This window comes from Anaerococcus lactolyticus ATCC 51172 (genome assembly GCF_000156575.1).
In the GTDB taxonomy this organism is placed as follows: Bacteria; Bacillota; Clostridia; order Tissierellales; family Peptoniphilaceae; genus Anaerococcus; species Anaerococcus lactolyticus.
On record NZ_GG666044.1, the window covers coordinates 305623 to 322437 of the forward strand.

Annotated in this window: 14 protein-coding genes and 1 pseudogene; 2 read left to right on the forward strand and 13 right to left on the reverse strand. The window is 33.4% G+C overall.

All coding sequences use genetic code 11. From position 1 onward, the window contains the following. Positions 1-34: 34 nt before the first annotated feature. Positions 35-346 carry a 30S ribosomal protein S10 gene (gene rpsJ, locus HMPREF0072_RS01360; protein ID WP_004826901.1) on the reverse strand — a complete coding sequence of 104 codons (312 nt, stop codon included), beginning with the start codon at positions 344-346 and terminating at the stop codon, positions 35-37. 411 nt (positions 347-757) lie between these two features. Between rpsJ and HMPREF0072_RS01365 the strand changes: the two genes are divergently transcribed. Continuing rightward, positions 758-2680 carry an FAD-dependent oxidoreductase gene (locus HMPREF0072_RS01365; protein WP_004826902.1) on the forward strand — a complete coding sequence of 641 codons (1923 nt, stop codon included), beginning with the start codon at positions 758-760 and terminating at the stop codon, positions 2678-2680. Positions 2681-2898: 218 nt separating this feature from the next. Here HMPREF0072_RS01365 and HMPREF0072_RS01370 read toward each other — a convergent pair whose 3' ends face one another. From HMPREF0072_RS01370 to HMPREF0072_RS01420, 10 genes are all read right to left on the reverse strand, one after another. Next, positions 2899-3840, reverse strand: a complete 942-nt coding sequence (locus HMPREF0072_RS01370) for a 2-keto-3-deoxygluconate permease (RefSeq protein WP_039930939.1) — start codon at positions 3838-3840, stop codon at positions 2899-2901. A gap of 219 nt (positions 3841-4059) precedes the next feature. Beyond that, positions 4060-5751: a coiled-coil domain-containing protein gene (locus HMPREF0072_RS01375; protein ID WP_004826904.1), complete on the reverse strand. Its 1692-nt coding sequence runs from the start codon at positions 5749-5751 to the stop codon at positions 4060-4062. 198 nt (positions 5752-5949) lie between these two features. Next, positions 5950-6696, reverse strand: coding sequence for a hypothetical protein (locus tag HMPREF0072_RS01380; RefSeq protein WP_039930940.1), 747 nt, complete (start codon positions 6694-6696; stop codon positions 5950-5952). 292 nt (positions 6697-6988) lie between these two features. Next, positions 6989-7933 carry a sugar kinase gene (locus tag HMPREF0072_RS01385; protein ID WP_004826906.1) on the reverse strand — a complete coding sequence of 315 codons (945 nt, stop codon included), beginning with the start codon at positions 7931-7933 and terminating at the stop codon, positions 6989-6991. A gap of 20 nt (positions 7934-7953) precedes the next feature. After that, entirely contained in the window at positions 7954-8916 is a 963-nt protein-coding gene (locus HMPREF0072_RS01390; RefSeq protein WP_004826907.1) for a 4-hydroxy-2-oxoglutarate aldolase/2-dehydro-3-deoxyphosphogluconate aldolase, read from the reverse strand. A gap of 5 nt (positions 8917-8921) precedes the next feature. Next, entirely contained in the window at positions 8922-9872 is a 951-nt protein-coding gene (locus HMPREF0072_RS01395; RefSeq protein ID WP_004826908.1) for a C-terminal binding protein, read from the reverse strand. Positions 9873-10331: 459 nt separating this feature from the next. Then, positions 10332-11822 carry a tripartite tricarboxylate transporter permease gene (locus HMPREF0072_RS01405; protein WP_004826910.1) on the reverse strand — a complete coding sequence of 497 codons (1491 nt, stop codon included), beginning with the start codon at positions 11820-11822 and terminating at the stop codon, positions 10332-10334. Between the two features lie 8 nt (positions 11823-11830). Next, a complete protein-coding gene (locus HMPREF0072_RS01410; protein WP_004826911.1) occupies positions 11831-12271 on the reverse strand; it encodes a tripartite tricarboxylate transporter TctB family protein in 441 nt (146 codons plus the stop codon). 72 nt (positions 12272-12343) lie between these two features. After that, the gene (locus HMPREF0072_RS01415) at positions 12344-13336 is read right to left on the reverse strand and encodes a Bug family tripartite tricarboxylate transporter substrate binding protein (protein WP_004826912.1); all 993 of its coding nucleotides are present in this window, start codon (positions 13334-13336) and stop codon (positions 12344-12346) included. 68 nt (positions 13337-13404) lie between these two features. Further along, positions 13405-14160: an HpcH/HpaI aldolase family protein gene (locus HMPREF0072_RS01420; protein ID WP_004826913.1), complete on the reverse strand. Its 756-nt coding sequence runs from the start codon at positions 14158-14160 to the stop codon at positions 13405-13407. Positions 14161-14459: 299 nt separating this feature from the next. Between HMPREF0072_RS01420 and HMPREF0072_RS01425 the strand changes: the two genes are divergently transcribed. Further along, on the forward strand, positions 14460-15491 hold the full coding sequence (locus HMPREF0072_RS01425) for a LacI family DNA-binding transcriptional regulator (RefSeq protein WP_004826915.1): 1032 nt from the start codon (positions 14460-14462) through the stop codon (positions 15489-15491). Positions 15492-15687: 196 nt separating this feature from the next. Here the strand turns inward: HMPREF0072_RS01425 and HMPREF0072_RS01430 are convergent, their stop codons facing one another. Beyond that, a complete protein-coding gene (locus HMPREF0072_RS01430) occupies positions 15688-16314 on the reverse strand; it encodes a bifunctional 2-keto-4-hydroxyglutarate aldolase/2-keto-3-deoxy-6-phosphogluconate aldolase (protein ID WP_004826916.1) in 627 nt (208 codons plus the stop codon). A gap of 239 nt (positions 16315-16553) precedes the next feature. Then, positions 16554-16815 (reverse strand): annotated as a pseudogene (locus tag HMPREF0072_RS01435) (chromate transporter); the annotation flags it as partial.

Below are 16815 nucleotides of genomic sequence, written 5' to 3' on the forward strand. Positions count from 1 at the left end.
ATTAACTTTTAATAGTCAATCATCCTAATTACAGTTATAGTTTAATCTCTATATCAACACCAGCTGGAAGATTTAACTTCTTTAGCGCGTCTAATGTCTTAGCATTAGGACCGATGATGTCGATAAGTCTTTTGTGAGTTCTTTGTTCAAACTGTTCTCTGGAATCTTTGTACTTGTGAACCGCTCTAAGAATAGTAATTCTTTCGATTTCTGTTGGTAATGGAATTGGTCCACTTACTTCTGCTCCGCTTCTTTTTACCGCTTCTACGATTTTCTCTGCTGAGCTATCGATAACTTCGTGATCGTAAGCTCTAAGTCTGATTCTTATCTTTTGTTGATTAGCCATTTTCCTCTCTCTTTCTTTTACGCCCGTCCGGGCGTTTGATTATTTTTGGAAATCGCTTAGGATCATTCCTAAGCTCGCTCGGTCAGAGTTTCCTTATGCATTGGCCTATACATAAGCAACATCTAACTTCAAAGCACTTATATATAATACGACAATTAAGCGTATTTCGCAAGTTTTTTTCTAGATTTTACTCTTCTTTTTATTTTTTAATAAAAATTTATAAGCCTAGTAAAAAACTCTGCTAGTAAATATACCAGCTAGGTTTTACTTTTCAAGTTTATATAAAAATATTTTAATTTTTTATTCCCTTCTTTATATATTGGCTTAATACGCTTGTATTGTAAATGTCTTAATATTGCCAATACATTTTTTCTATGTTAAGATTTAATTAACTTACATAAGGAGGTAATCATGCAAAACAAATTATTGCTACTACTTTTGAGTGCTTCTATTTTAACCGCTTGTCAAAATGACAATGCCCGTAAAAAAGAAGAAGTTAAAAGCGAAGAAAAGTCAAAAGATACTTCCGAACAAAAAGAGAAGACAACTGACATCGCCTATAAAGAAGGCCAATATAAAGCTGTTGCCCAAGGTGTTGACGGTGATGTTGAAGTCATAGTTAAGCTTGGCAAGGACAAGATAGAATCCGTTGAAATTGGCGAAGAAAATGAAACAAGTGGTATTTGCGAAGCTGTTTATAATACCATCCCTCAAGCTATAGTTGATAACCAATCTTTAGCAATCGATAATGTTTCTGGTGCGACAATCACATCTGCTGCTGTAAAAGCTGCCGCAGCCAAGGCCATCGAAGAAGGATCGTCAAAGGAAGTTGTTGATGCACTTAAGAAAACCCTCGTTCCTGTCGATGTAAAAGATGAAGAATTTAACTACGATGTGGTGGTAGCAGGTGGTGGTTTTAGTGGAATTGTATCTGCTTACAGGGCTGCTAGCAATGGTGCAAAAGTTGCCCTAATTGAAAAGAACGGCCTCCTAGGAGGTACATCTATCACAGCAAGTGGTAACATGCTTGCCGCTCCAACAGAAGCTGACAAGGAAACAATGAAAACAGGCTGGCTAAACAGGTCTTGGGCCCAAGATCTAAACCCAATTGATATGGAAATGCTAGATGCCCTTATCGATGTTTCACCAAAATTAATGCAAGTTTATGATGAAATCGGCGTTGATTACAGAACTGAACCAAGCGAAAAAGATGGGTCTATCACTGTAAAAATTAACCCAAATGTAAAATCTAAGAAAAACGCTGAAGCAATCACCATCCCATCTAAAAAAGCAAATGCCAAAGGTGCGCCAAGCCTAATCGCAACCTTTGTTAAAAAATTAGAGGATTTGGGAGTTGATATTTACCTAAATACTCCAGCAACAGAATTGATAAATGATGACGAAATAATAATAGGAGTAATTTCAGATTCTAAGACTGGCAAGAAAACCTTCCACGCTGGTGCAGTAGTCCTTGCTACAGGAGACTATGCTAGAAATCGTGATATGGATAAGGAATACAACAAGAGGGGTGCTGGAGAATATTCTGCATCTGCTATAGGCAACACTGGAGATGGCCACAAGCTCGCCCTAAAAGCTGGTGGTGTGATGAATCCATTCCAAGAATCTATGTCAGGTGTATTTAACGCCAACCCACACGACTACCCAATGGTAGGTGACCCTACAAATGGTTATCCATTTGAAGCTATCCTTCTAAATATGGAAGGAAAAAGGGTATTTAAAGAAGACGGTGGATCCCACCCACAAAAATTTAAATTCGTAAGAGAAGACGGGCTAAATACTGCTTGGGCAATCATGGATAAGGAAATTGCTCCAAATCTTCCTCACTTAGAAGAATATCTTGAAAAGACTGCCAACAAGGATAAGATTATCAGAGTTTATAGGGCAGATACTATAGAAGAATTAGCCAAGTTTATGGAACTTGACCCTGAAGTAGTCAAGAAAGAAGTAGATAGGTATAACGAGCTTGCTAGGGCTGGCGAAGATACAGACTTCGGCAAAGACCCTAAATTCCTCAAGGAATTTAAGGCAGAAGGCCCTTACTACGCAGCCTTGATGTATGATGCAACCCGTGGTGTCTACGGCGGGATCAAAACCTCTCCAAGGGCAGAAGTTGTTGACAAAGATGGCCATGCGATCCCTGGCCTTTATGCATCAGGAATAATCTCATCAGGTCAATTCTTTGGAGACTTCTACCCAGGTAGACAAGCTATAGGTGTAGCTGGCTACATGGGTTATATAGCAGGTGAAAACGCAAGCGCCTTTGCAGATGAAAGTGTAGCAAATGACTATGCTGATAAAAACGATAAAAAATAAATAAAACTCTAAAATAAAATGTAAATACCCTCTTTGCTATAAAGACAAAGAGGGTATTTTTTTAAAATCCAAGTAAAACTATACTACAAGGTCATTCCGACAAAAAATCTCTCAGATAGTTTACCCCGAGCGGAAAAGTTTACCTCGAGCAAGGTCGATAGGAGGGGATAAGTAATCTCATAAATTATAATCAATATATTACCTTAAGCATATTTTTATCAAAATTTCCTAGATTTTCTAATCTTAAGCCAAAGACTTGCAACAAAGGGCACTAGAAGAGAACTTACAATTACGACCGTTCCTAATTGTGCTGCAGCGAGATTTTCGTAAGCTTGCCAAGAAGGATCAAAGTCACATACTAGGAAGGGTACAATAACTGAGTTTCCAGCTGCTGTATAAATTGAAATCGCAGCCCAACCCGGTCTCTTATTAATAAATATATCTGCAGGTAGGGTTATAATAAAGGCTGATGCTATTGTTAGCACCGCTAGGACCACGCCTGCTGCTCCACCTTTAAAAATTGCAGATAGGTTTATGCCAGATCCTATAGCATAGCCCAAGAAGGGCATCATGTATGTTTGAGTTCCTGCCAGGAAGTCACAAAATGATTTATCTAAATTTCCAAAAAATATACCGATTATAATTGGAAGGGCTAGGTCTAAAATAGAGTTTGGTGTAATGTCTGCAACTCCTAACATAGAGAGGGTCAAAAAGGTAAAGATAGGAACAGATATTACTGCTGTTATAGCTGCACTAGCCATATCGTACTCATCTCCATACTCCCCTATAAGACCTATAAAAAGTGAATTATTGTGGTTTGATATTGCTGCTATGAAGGCAAGCGCGGATATACCCAAAAAGCCTTCTCTGCCAAAAAGTTTAAAGAATATATAGCCCAATACAACAGCTGTAAGCCACTTAGATAAAAATAAAACCAGTCCTCTATGAAGGGCAAGCCTTAACCTTTTGAAGGTAAGCTGACTACCTACAGCAACAAGCGTTATGTCAATTATTACATTAAGGCCTTCCTTGCTATTCATTGCGGCTGTCATAGGTCCCACGACAAATAAATTTGGTGCAAAGGTATGTATAATAGCAGCAAAAATCATTGGCACCACAATGGTTGCTGCCGGAACTTTTTTAAAAAATCTAGCTAGCATAAAATCCTCCATTATGAAAAATCTTACGCTTTCTTATTGTAATTGTAAACTACCTATCTTGATTTTCTCATTCATTAACAAGCTTATTTTAGTCTTGATTCAATATATTCCCTTTTCGTGAAATTTTTCATAACAAAAGGGCGTCCCCTTCCCATAGTGGCGCCCTTTTAATTTGTTTTTAATTGATTTTTATTCTCGTAGATCTAATTTCAATCCACCTTAGTCAACAAGTCCTTCTAGCTTAGTCAAAACTTTTTCAGATTTTTCTATGATGCCCTTAGCGTTATTTACAAGCATGGTTAACTTGTCTTTTACAGGAGCTATTTGTTTTGGAGCCTTTTCTAATAAAAACTCCCCGGCTTTGACCGATATTTTATTTTCTGCTACAGCTTCTTTAAGTCTATTTATATGCTTTTTAATCTCTTTCTTTTTTGCCTCATCTATTTTTTTATTTTTGCCTTCAGATGATTTTTCTGCATCCCTGTCCTTCCTTCTAGGAATGACAATACCCTTGGCCCTATATAATTTTGTTTGAATTTCTGTAGTTTTTAGTTTTTGAGCTTCTAGGTCTTTTTTAAGATTCTCTACAATGGATTTTTTCTCATCAATAGCACCTTGGTTAGACTTAATATCTTTTTGCGCTTGGTCTATTTTCTTTTGAAGGTCTGCCTTTTTACCAGTTAATTCTTCTAATTTTTTGGCATTTTCCTTATTTGCGCTTATTTTATTTTTTACATCTTTAATATTATCTTCAGATTCAGCTAAAAGTTTTTGGCCATTTGCTACTTGTTTTTTGTTTTGCTCAAGTTTTCCTTCAAGCTCGTTAATTTTATCCATAACCTGAGGGGCAATCTTTTGTTTTCTTATTTTTTCTTCAAGTTCTTCTTTGTCTTTTTGGAGTTGGCCAGCCTGTATTTTTTTTTGTGTTCTTGCTGCATCTTCACTATTTTTCTCTTTGTCTAAGTTAGTTAGTTCTTGGTTTATAAACTCTTTTTGCTTAGCTTCACGCGCCTTTTTAGCCTCTAGGTCTTTAATCTCGTTATCAAGCCTGTTTTCTTTTTCTATATTAGCTGCTTTTTCTCGCTCTATTTCAGCTATCATATTATTAAATCGATCCAAGATTTTTGGGTCAGCTTTTTCCCCTGATTTCAAAGATTCTTCATAACTTTGTTGAGCCTTTCTTGTTAAAGTGAATTTCTCAGCCAAATATTTTATCTGCGCTCTAACTCCTTCTAGCTCCGCCCTTTTATCATCAATGCTATTAGATGTGGATTTTTCGTTACTTTCAGCAGCATTTAGTTGGTCTCGACTTGTTTTTATCTTTTCCTCTATTTGGGAAATTTTTTTGTCGTGTTCACCTATACTTTTTTCTAAAGCCTTATACTCTTCTTCTTTTTTATCAAGGTCGGTTTTTAAGTTAGGGTTATAATTTTTAATTCCCTTTGTTAATTCCTTAAGGGCAGAAGCGTTCTTTTCTTGATCAGATTTTGCAACTTCTAAAGCTTTTTTTAATGTAAGCTTTTGATCTTCTTCTTTCCTTAGTCTATCATCTAGCTCGCTATATTCTTTTTCAAGCTTCTCCTTGCTACCGATTTTACTTATATCTTCATCTATAGTTTTTTCTAGTTCTTTATAAGCCTTTAAGTCTTTCTCAGCCTTATCCTTATCTTTTTTATACCTATCAAGAAGCCCCTTTTCTTTTGTATAATTCGCTTCTTTTTTTCTAAGGTTTTCTTTTTCAGTAGCCAATTCTTTTTCTAGTTTTTCAATTTCTGTCTTCTTATCTTTTGTTTCTACCTTCTGGGTCGCTTTGCCCCTTTCATCAGCTCTTGAAATCTCCATGTGCGAGACTAACAATGATGTTGATAAAGCCATAGCGAGACCTAGGCATGCAATATTATTTTTTTTCATAAATCCCCCTTAAAATTCATTATATATATTTTATATGCTTTTTTATTTTTTATTATAAAAAAACTGATGTTAAATTTGTGTTAAATTTATAAAAAAAATTAACCTAAAAGAAAGAAAATTTTACAACAAAAAAGAGACCTCTTAAGTCTCTCTAAAATCGCAAGCGCAACAACTAACCAACCTTTTAAAATTTCCAACCTAATGGTGATGGTGGTGGTGGTTAGACATCGCCCATTTATCATGTTCTGTAAATATTATTCCCTGGGTTTTATTGTAAATAATCAAACCGTAGGCCCTATATTTTTCATCATGATCATCGTCATCATCTTCATGGTCGTGGTGAATATCTTCATTATCGTGGTCACCTTCCTCATGATGATGATCATCTTCCTCACTATTTTCTATCTGGTCTTTCTTAAATTGGTTATTTCCCAATAAATAATCATCAAGTAAAGCGCCCTTTAAATAAAGAATATATTCATCATCCTCACTCAAGCCCCTGGCAAAATCCACCCACGATTGGTATTTGATTTCCTTATCCGGGCCCTTTTCATTATTTATAGAAAAATCCTCAAGTTTTAATTTATAAACACCCTTAGAAATACTCTCTCCAACCTTAAATTTTCCAGAAAAAACTGACTTATGAATTTCTGACCTATTATAGGTTTTCTCGCTTATGCCCTTAAGCCCAAAATCTTTACCATCAATATCAGAATTCGACAAAAAATCCCCATCAAATTCACCGTCTTCGTAAAAATTAAGAGAACTATATGAGTGAGGATCATCAAACGAATCCTTAAGCACCTTCCCCACCAAAAAATCAGAAACCTGACCCGATTTAGCCTTAGGCCTAGCCACTTCACTCTTTAAAACCTTTGCATTATCGCCCTGCCTAGAACAAGCAAGCAAGATCATACACAACAAAATTAAAAATATTTTTTTCATATCTACCCTCTGTGGTTTATCAATAAGATATTCTACCACTTTTTTAAAACTTTTTTACTAAGCTTAATTGAAATTATACATTTCTAATTTTTATTAATATAAAAATAAAAGAGACCTTATAGGTCTCCAAAATATATTTTTTATCAAAATAAGTATGCAAACTCAAGATTGAACCATAAAATTCAACCTTGAGAGGGAATTAAGTTATGCATACAATCTTATTAAATTTATTTTATTTAGAGGGTACATCAAAATAAATTTAAACATCAAATTTAAAATATTTTCAAAAATTTTATCTAGCTTTCTTAATAAAGGCCTCTAACTCTTCATGAGTAGGCAATCCTTCATTATCGCTTATGTGTGTAACCTGAATGGCGCCTATAGCATTGCCTCTTTCCACGCTTTCAAACATATTTTTGCCTTCAATTATTCCGCTTAATACGCCAACAGCAAAGCCATCTCCAGCCCCAACAGTGTCTACAACTTTTTCTACCTTAAATCCAAGTACTTGTTCTGATTTCTTTCCATCATTATAATACGCTCCATCAGAACCATTTTTAACAACAACTGTTTTTACCCCCAATTTGTGGTAAAAATCAGAAATCTCATCATTATCAGAAGTTTTAGCTAGAATTTTTCCTTCTTCGTTACCTGGCAAAATTAAATCTGCATATTTGGCAATTTCATTTAAAACTTCAACCATCGTTTCTTTATCTTCCCACAAGGCAGGACGCAAATTAGGATCGAAAGTTAGGAATATATTATTTACTTTCGCTCTTTCTGCTAGTCTAAATGTCGCCTGCCTAGCGCTTAGTGAGATAGCTGGAGGAATACCTGTTATATGGATTAAATCAACTCCTTCAAGGTCAATTTTATCAATATCTTCCTTGCTCATGTGTGAAGCTGCAGAACCTTTCCTATAATAAGGTGCATGTGGATCACTTCCATCTGTAACCCTATTTTTTAGCTGAATACCAGTCCTAAATACCGAGTCATACGAAATAAAACTTGTTCCTATTTGGTTTTTCTTTAAAGTTTTTTCTATATAATGACCAAATGGATCATCTCCAAGCTTGGTTAAATATTCAACATCATGACCTAGCCTTGTCAATCCAATTGCCACATTAACCTCCGCCCCAGACATTGCTCTAGTAAAATGTTCAACATCTTCAAGTGGGCCAACCGTATCAGCAATTAATAACGCCATAGGTTCACCAAATAAAATTACTTTAGCCATAAAACCTCCTTATGTTAAATCTATTTTCTCCTAACCAAGTGTACGGCAAATTCACCTATTTCATCCTTAGTATAAACAGTTTGAAGAATACCTTCACTTGTATAATTTAATGTATCCGCATTAAAACTAATACCTTTTCTTTCTAGGTAAGCTTTTGCCCTGTCTACCGAGTTTGTACTAATGGCTATATGACCCTTTTTGCCTAAAAACGGCATCTTTAAGACCTCTATATAAGATGCATTAAAAATAGATCCTGGGTTTTCATTTTGTTCAAATCCAAAGATTTTTTCAAACGAATTTGCAACTTTTTTTGATTGCTCTAAATTTTCACAGTTTATACCTACATGAGCTAATCTAAAATCGCACATTGATAACAAATTTTTATCTATTCTTTCTGATATTTCTTTATATTGTTTATTTTTAACATAATCATTTGGAACAACCCATGTTCCACTTACTGCAAGAACATCCTTGCACTTACTATAAAAACTTAAGTTGTCTTTGGGATTTTCATCAATAACAATAAATTTCACATCAGAAAACAAATATCTTAATGAATCAATATATGTTTTCTTATTTGATTTTCCTTCTAAATTTATTATCAATGTCTTTAAACCATATTCTTTAAGTTTAGAAATATCACTCTCATCACAACACAAAGGATAAACATCTATTTCTTCATCTATTGCCGAATTTAGGAGATTGTCATCAAGTGATGATAGCATAATAAAATCAGAATTATATTTCTTAGCCTTATGAACTTGTTCTTTATCAAAAATGCCGACTATACCTACTGTTAAATTAGGATATTTTTCTTTAATCTTTGCCACGCTTTCAAATGATTGTTCATTTTGAAATCTTATAGCAAGACATCCTAGCCCACCATCCATTATGGCTTCTGCAATTTTTAACGCTTCACATTCGTCGTCAATATTAACAATCGGTAATAGACCATTCTCGTATAATTTTTCTATATTTTTCATACGATTTACCTTATTTTATTTATCGGATAATGTATATCTTCACCCTTAGCGAATCTAACAGCCTCTTCAGCAACTTTTCTCTTTAACTCTTGCGCAGATTCTTCAGAGTACCATGCTATATGAGGACTTACTATAACATTTTCGTATTTAAATAACAAATTACTTTTATCAACAGGCTCATTAGTCATGCAATCTAGGCAGGCACCTGCAATAATTTCGTTACTTAAAGCCCATTCTAATGCTTCTTCATTTATTATTCCGCCCCTAGCTGTATTGATTATAAATGATGTCTTCTTCATTTTTGAAAAAGCATCCTTATCAAATAAATCAATATTATTATCAGCAGGGCAATGAATTGATATAAAATCAGATTCTTTTAACAAGCCTTCAAAGTCAACCATTTTTACAAAATCAAGTTCTTTAATATTTTTCTTGTATTGGTCATATCCAATAACTTTAAAACCTAGGGCCGACATTTTTTTTGCAAAGTTAGATCCTATTCTACCCAAACCAACAACTCCTGCTGTTAGAGTTGAAAACCTATGGATAGGAATCGCTTCAGTATAATCCCACTTATCGTTCTTTGTGAAATTGTTCATAATGTTAATTTTTCTTAAAAAACATAAAGCTAAAGATATAGCATGATCTGCAACCTCATTCATTCCATAATCCGGAACATTTCCTACTTGTATGCCAAGTTCAGTTGCCGCTTCTACATCAACAGTATCAACACCAACACCGTAACGAACAATGCATTTCAAATCAGGACAATTTTCCATTACTTTTCTAGTAATTTTTGCATACTGCACTATAAAAATTTCCCCATCTTTGCATTGTTCTATTACTTCATCTTCACTTACTGCTTTTTTTAATATTAAATCAATACCCGCTTTTTTTAAAACTTCTTTTTCGATATTGATATTGTCACGATCACAATCAGTTATATAAACTTTCATATTTTACCTCTATTACCTGGCCAAAAACCCACATCAACAGGTTTATAATTTACATAATATGAAGAAGCACAATCCCCCCCAAGTAACGAACTTTTTGCATCTTCTGATTCGCCCCATTTTTTATTCGAAATCCTATTTGTTATTATGGCATTTATAGAATTATATATGTCTAATAATATTATATTTACCTCAGATTTATGCAACCCTATAACGTAAAACTTTAAAACAATTAAATTTGTAGTGTTATGTCATAAAAATATTAACATTAAAATTCAACAATTTATTTCATATACTCTTGGATTATAATCCGAACTTAGAAAATATAAGCAAACAGAAACCATCTCTAGTATACATTAATATCTCTAAAAAATCTGCAACTACTTCTAAAAATCAGATAGTCACAGATTTTATTAAGATTACTATACATATTCATATAAACTATCAGAATAATTATATAAGCTAATTCTTACTTTTATTTCTCCTATAATTATTAATATATGGTAATAGCAAAGATATGACTGCAATTATTATAAAAACTAAGGATATTGGTCTAGTGAAAAATATTGAATACGATCCTCCTGATAAGATTAGGGACCTTCTCATTTCACTTTCAGCCATTGGTCCAAGAATCATTGCAAGTACAATTGGAGAGGCTGGGAATTTATATTTCTTCATTAGATATCCTAAAATTCCGAATGATAGCATAGTATAGACATCAAAGAAATTGTTGTTTATAGCAAAAGCACCTACAGATGACAACATTAATATTACTGGTGCCAACACAACCTTCGGAACATTTAATATCATTGAAAATAAAGGTATTCCAATAACACCTAAAATAGCCATAACAACATTAGCGATAAACATTCCTGAAAATAATGTGAAAATAATATCAGCATTATTTGTAAAAATTTCAGGACCTGGTTGGATTCCTTGAACAATCAAAGCTCCCAACATTATAGCAGCTACTGCATCTCCAGGTATACCTAGAGTTAAAAGAGGAACCATAGCGCCACCAGTAACTCCATTATTTGCTGCTTCTGAACAAGCTACACCCTTAGGATTTCCTTCACCAAATTTAACTTCATCTTTTTTTCTTAGTCTTTGACCAACGTTGTAGGATACAAAAGAAGCAATATCTGCCCCAGCCCCTGGAATAATTCCTATAAAAGTACCTATTATTCCAGATCTAATCATTGTAGGAAATAGTGTAAATATTTCTTTTAAACTTGGAAATTTCACCTTTTCATTTTCAGCTTTTTTACCATGTATATTTCTAATTTCTTCTTCAAATATTACTATAGCCTCAGATACAGCAAAGAGTCCTATCATAATTGGAATAAAAGATAAACCATTCAATAAAGATACGAAACCAAATGTAAATCTTGGAAATGATGTAATCGAATCCATGCCTATAGTAGATATTAACAAACCAAATATACCTGCTATCAGACCTTTCAATGGTGTATCACCTGAAATACTTGCGATTATACTAATACCAAATAAGGCTAAGCCAAATCTTTCTGGAGAGGAAAAATCAAGAGCTATTTTTGCAAGTTGAGGTGATATAAATGCAAGCATCACAACACTTATTAATCCACCTACTCCTGAGGCAACTGCTGCAGTTGTTAATGCATGACCAGCTTTTCCTTGTTTTACAAGTTTGTTTCCATCAAAAGCTGTTGCAGCTGATGCAGGTGTTCCTGGTGTATTTAATAATATTGCTGATATAGATCCACCATAAATGGAACCAAAATATATACCTATGAGTAATAATAACCCCGTAATTGCATCCATACCAAAGGTGATAGGAAGGAACAAAGCTACACCCATTGTAGCAGTCAATCCAGGCAATGCACCGATAACCATACCTGCTCCCACACCTAAAAATATAATTAAAATTAATAATGGATTTTGAAAAATATTAATAAAACCGTCTATTAATTGCATAATTCCTCCTAATATATCATTCCATGCGGAATAACAACTCCTAATAATTTTTCAAATACCAAAGAAATCGCTATTGAACATAATATTGGAACAATGTATTTTCTTATATCCTTATTTCCCATCAAATAAATCCACACTATAGAATAAATTACAGAAGATACAACAAAGCCTAAAATATTAATTGCGATTATATAAACTATTAGCGAAATAGCTCCCATGACAAACGTCTTAATTTGGGCACTAGAAAGTTCAAATATTTTTGATTCATCTTTCTCTTTTGCAAAAAATAAACTTACTGAGAGAACAATCAATAAAATTGCCAATATCTTAGGAAAGAACGCATGTCCGACTTCATTACCTACTGACTCAGGAAATTGTGTAGAAAAATAATAGAAAAACCCAGATAAAATTATTAATATAATTGAAATTATCTTATTTGCTTTTTTCATAAAAACTCCTTTTAAAATATAAAGATTATCAAACAAATGATAATCTTTATATTTTATACTTCATTATACAAATTATTTGTTTATATCAATTGATTTAGATAGTTCTTCAAATTGAGTGTTTTGTTGCTCCATGAACTTGCTAAATTCTTCTGATTTCATGCTTGCATATCCTAAGTTAAGTTTTTCTAATGTTGACTTATATGCATCTGTTTCTGATGCCTTAATGAATGCACCCTCTAATTTTGAACAAATATCATCTGGGGTTTCTTTTGGAACACAAATTCCTCTCCAAGTACCAATAGATAAATCTATTCCTTTTTCTTTTAAAGTTGGTACATCAGGTAATTGTTTTACTCTTTCATCAGACATAACAGCTAACACTTTAAAATCTCCTGATTGAACTTGAGTGTAAACTTCACCTGGAGAAACTGTAACAGCATCTACGTGACCACCTAATAAAGCAGTAACAGCAGGTGCAGCTCCATCATAAGGAGTATGAACGAATTTAGCTCCTGTTTCATTTTGGAAAGCTATAGCGGCCATGTGCCAAATAGCACCTACACCAGAATTACCAACTTTAACATCATTCTTTTTTGCATATTCAATAAAGTCTTCTATTGTATCCCAAGGTGCGTCTGCCCTAACGGTAATTGCTGCAGGGTCTTTATTTAATAAGGCAATTGGTCTAAAGTCTGTATATTTAAAATTAGATACTCCTAGTTGAGGTAGGGTTAAAAGCTCAACTGTTGTCATAGTTAATGTATATCCATCAGCTTTTGAATTTATACCTTGTTGGAAACCTACTGCACCAGATCCACCTGTAACATTTTGAACAGCTACTGATTGACCTAATTCGTTTTGAACTTCGTTGCCTATAGCTCTTGCAACAGTATCTGTACCACCACCAGCTGCATAAGGAACTATTAATTGAATAGGTTTTTTTGGATAATCGCTATCAGCGCTCTCTCCACCATTACCTTCTTTTTTTGCATTGTTGTTAGCACAACCAACAGAAATGCACGCTGCAACTGCCAATACCATAAAGCTTAATATTTTCTTTTTCATAAATCCTCCTATTTTTTATAAAAAAATTATTAAATGAGCCACTTTAATTTTTATTACTTATAACTAACTCAATTTGCGAATTCTTGATAATCTTCTTTGAATTTTCTAGCAATAATACCTACATCTACAGAATAAGATATATAGTCTATTCCTAATCCTCTATAATACCTAGCTGATTCAATATCATCAGCAAAGGTGCCTACCATCTTGTTTTTAGCTTTAGCCTTTTTTACTATATAACTTAACTCTTTTTGCACCTTCTCATTTCTTACATCACCGATTAATCCCATTGACGCAGATAAATCATAAGGTCCGATAAAGATTATATCTATACCTTCAACATCAAGTATTTCATCAATATTAGAAATCCCTTCCAATCCCTCTATATGAATTATTACTAATTTTTCATCATTAGCTTTTTTGAAATACTCACTAGCCTCCATAAAAGTATAATCTGCAGCCCTAACGTATTTGCACACTCCTCTTTCACCCATATCGCTATATTTCGAGTATCTAACGGCCGCCTCTGCATCTTTTTTATTTAAGATTTGTGGTATTTGCACACCATCTGCCCCTATATCAAGAGCACGAGATACGCTCAAAGGATCATTAGATCCTACCCTTACTATTGCATCCATTCCCCTTAATTTAGCAGCCCTAATTAAATTTTGAGCACTAAGCATATCTAGTGGGCCATGTTCACAATCTAAAATCACATAATCAAAACCAGATAAGGCAATAATTTCCATCAACTCTGGTGATGGCATCTTAATAAACGGACCAATAACACTATTACCATTTTTCATTTTTTCTTTAATAGACATCAATACCTCCGTATTCATCTAAAGATTTTTCAAATCCTTCTACAAGCTCTTCATTTTTTCCATTCACAACCACGCCTCCTGAACTCATTTGTTATTCTATGATTTTAAGATACCATGAAACCGATTTTATGTCAAGTTTTTCTCTTTTAATCCTGTATTTATGCTTCAAACCAACAATCTTGCATAATAAAAAAATAAATCCGTTTTGATTTACTTTCTTTGATTTTTGATTTTCTTTACAGTACAATATACTATAACCAGTATATTTAGACAATAAAATCGGTTTCAAAGAGGCAATAATGACCAATAAAACAAATAAAGTAACTATTGATACAGTTGCAAAACAAGCTGATGTATCAAAATCAACAGTATCAAGATATTTAAATGGCAAATCAAACGTAATTTCTGAAGATAAAAGAAATAGGATAAAGTCTGCGATTGAAGAACTTAATTATAAACCTAACAAATTAGCCCAAGGTCTAAAGTCTAAGACGAGTGGAGTAATAGGCTGCATTGTAAGTAATATTGGATCTCCTTTCTCATCAATATTAGTAAAAGGTATCAACCAAGAATGTTTGAAGCAAGGATATCAGTTAATTTTAACTGACAGTGAAGATAACAAAGAAAACGAAAAGAAGGCAATTAATAATTTGATAGAAAGAAGTGTTGATGGATTAATAATAAATTCAACCGGCGAAAATGACGAATTCATTCTCAAACTATCAAATCAAGGTTTCCCAATTGTGCTTGCTGATAGACCTCTATCAATTCCTGGAAAGATTGATACCGTTGTTACAGATAATGAAGAGAGCATAGAAAAAGCACTTCTCTACCTAAAAAAAGTCGGCTATACAAAAGTAGGCCTATTCGGTATTGCAATGAAAGAAAATGAAGTTAGAAGAATAAGATACTATTCTTTTTGTAAATATGAAAAAAAAATTTTTAATTCTGGAGAAACTGATTCCGTTTACTTTTACAATGACTTAGACGACTGTCGAAAAAAAGTAAACCATTTTGTTTCTAATAACATTACAGAAAGAGTCGCTATATTAACCATAAATGGTGGCGCCTTGCTTGATGTATTAAAAGTAATTATAAATTCTACAGGAATTAAAATAGGTAAAGAACTGGGAATATGTAGTTTCGATAATTGGGGTTGGGCAGATCTTGTAGGCCCTGGTATCACCACTATAACACAAAACACCTGGGGAGTCGGATTAGAGTCTGCTAGAATTTTATTCAGAAAAATACATTCCGATAATAATCAAGAACCTACAACAAAAGTTCTAAATAATATATTAGAAATTAGAGAATCAACCATTTCTTTATAATTATCTTAAAAATCAAATAGTATGTAAACTATTGATGTGAATTTTAATATATAAATTTATGGTTCATGTTAGATGTTACTATGCTATATACTATAAAAGGCTCAATTCTCTTAATTTTAGAGAAACCGGGCCTTTTTTGTTAAAATTAATAATATTAGATTTTCGTACACCTATTATTGATATTATTTGTCAATAATTATTTTCTAATCTCAGCAATTTTTTCTAGATATTGTTTTGCCTTTTTGGTAATTTCTTCACGACTACCTTTTACTAGATTTGAACCAGCTCCTACAGCTACTACTCCTGCATCAAACCAGTCTTTGAGATTTTCAAGACTTACTCCACCTGTTGGCATGATTTGGAAATGTGGGTATGGACCATGAATGGCCTTTACATATGAAGGTCCTGGTAGGGAACCTGGGAATAGTTTGATGATGTCTACTCCATATTTATATGCTTCCAACATTTCTGCCGGTGTTATGCATCCAGGCATATATGGGATGTTGTAGATGTTGCACATTTTTGCAACTTCTTTGTCAAATGATGGCGAAACTATAAATTTAGCTCCGTTCATTATTGCAAGTCTGGCTGTTGTTGAGTCTAAAACTGTTCCAGCACCTAACAAAGTGTCTTCTGGTAATTCCTTTTGAATTCTTTGGAATACTTCTATGGCATTTGGAATTGTAAATGTTACCTCTAGGGTATTTATGCCACCATCTATAAGCCCTTTACAAAATTCAATTGCTTGGTCTGCTGATTCTGCCCTTACAACAGGTACTATTCCTAATTCTAGAACTTTACTGATTGTTGTTACTTTGCTCATATTTACTCCTTACTATACGAGATATATTCGATACAAATACTTTTCTTAATTCATCTCTTTATGTTACCATTGTGCAACAATTTTTATCAATTTCAAGTTACGAAAAATTTTATCTAATTACAAAAAGCCCTAACAGTTTATCTAAGGCTCAATTTTTTTAATTTAAAATACATAAACCACATTTTAATTTAAATAATAATATTTTTAGAAATCAGACTCCTTAAGGTTCTTTTATCCACTCAGACCACAGCTCCCAAAATCAAATACACAGCCCCACTAGCCAGCATCACTTTTATTGGGTCATAGTCTTTTTTTTGCATTATTATGAAGGCTCCTAGGAATAGGCCTAGCATTTTTACATTCAAGTTTTCAAATGCTATTGGGTTTATATCAAATAGGGATGTTTTTAGGATGTCCAGGCCTGCTATTAGGATCATTACTACAATGGCTGGTCTTAAAAATTTTAGGACATCTGCCATTATGTCTATATCCTTGTATTTT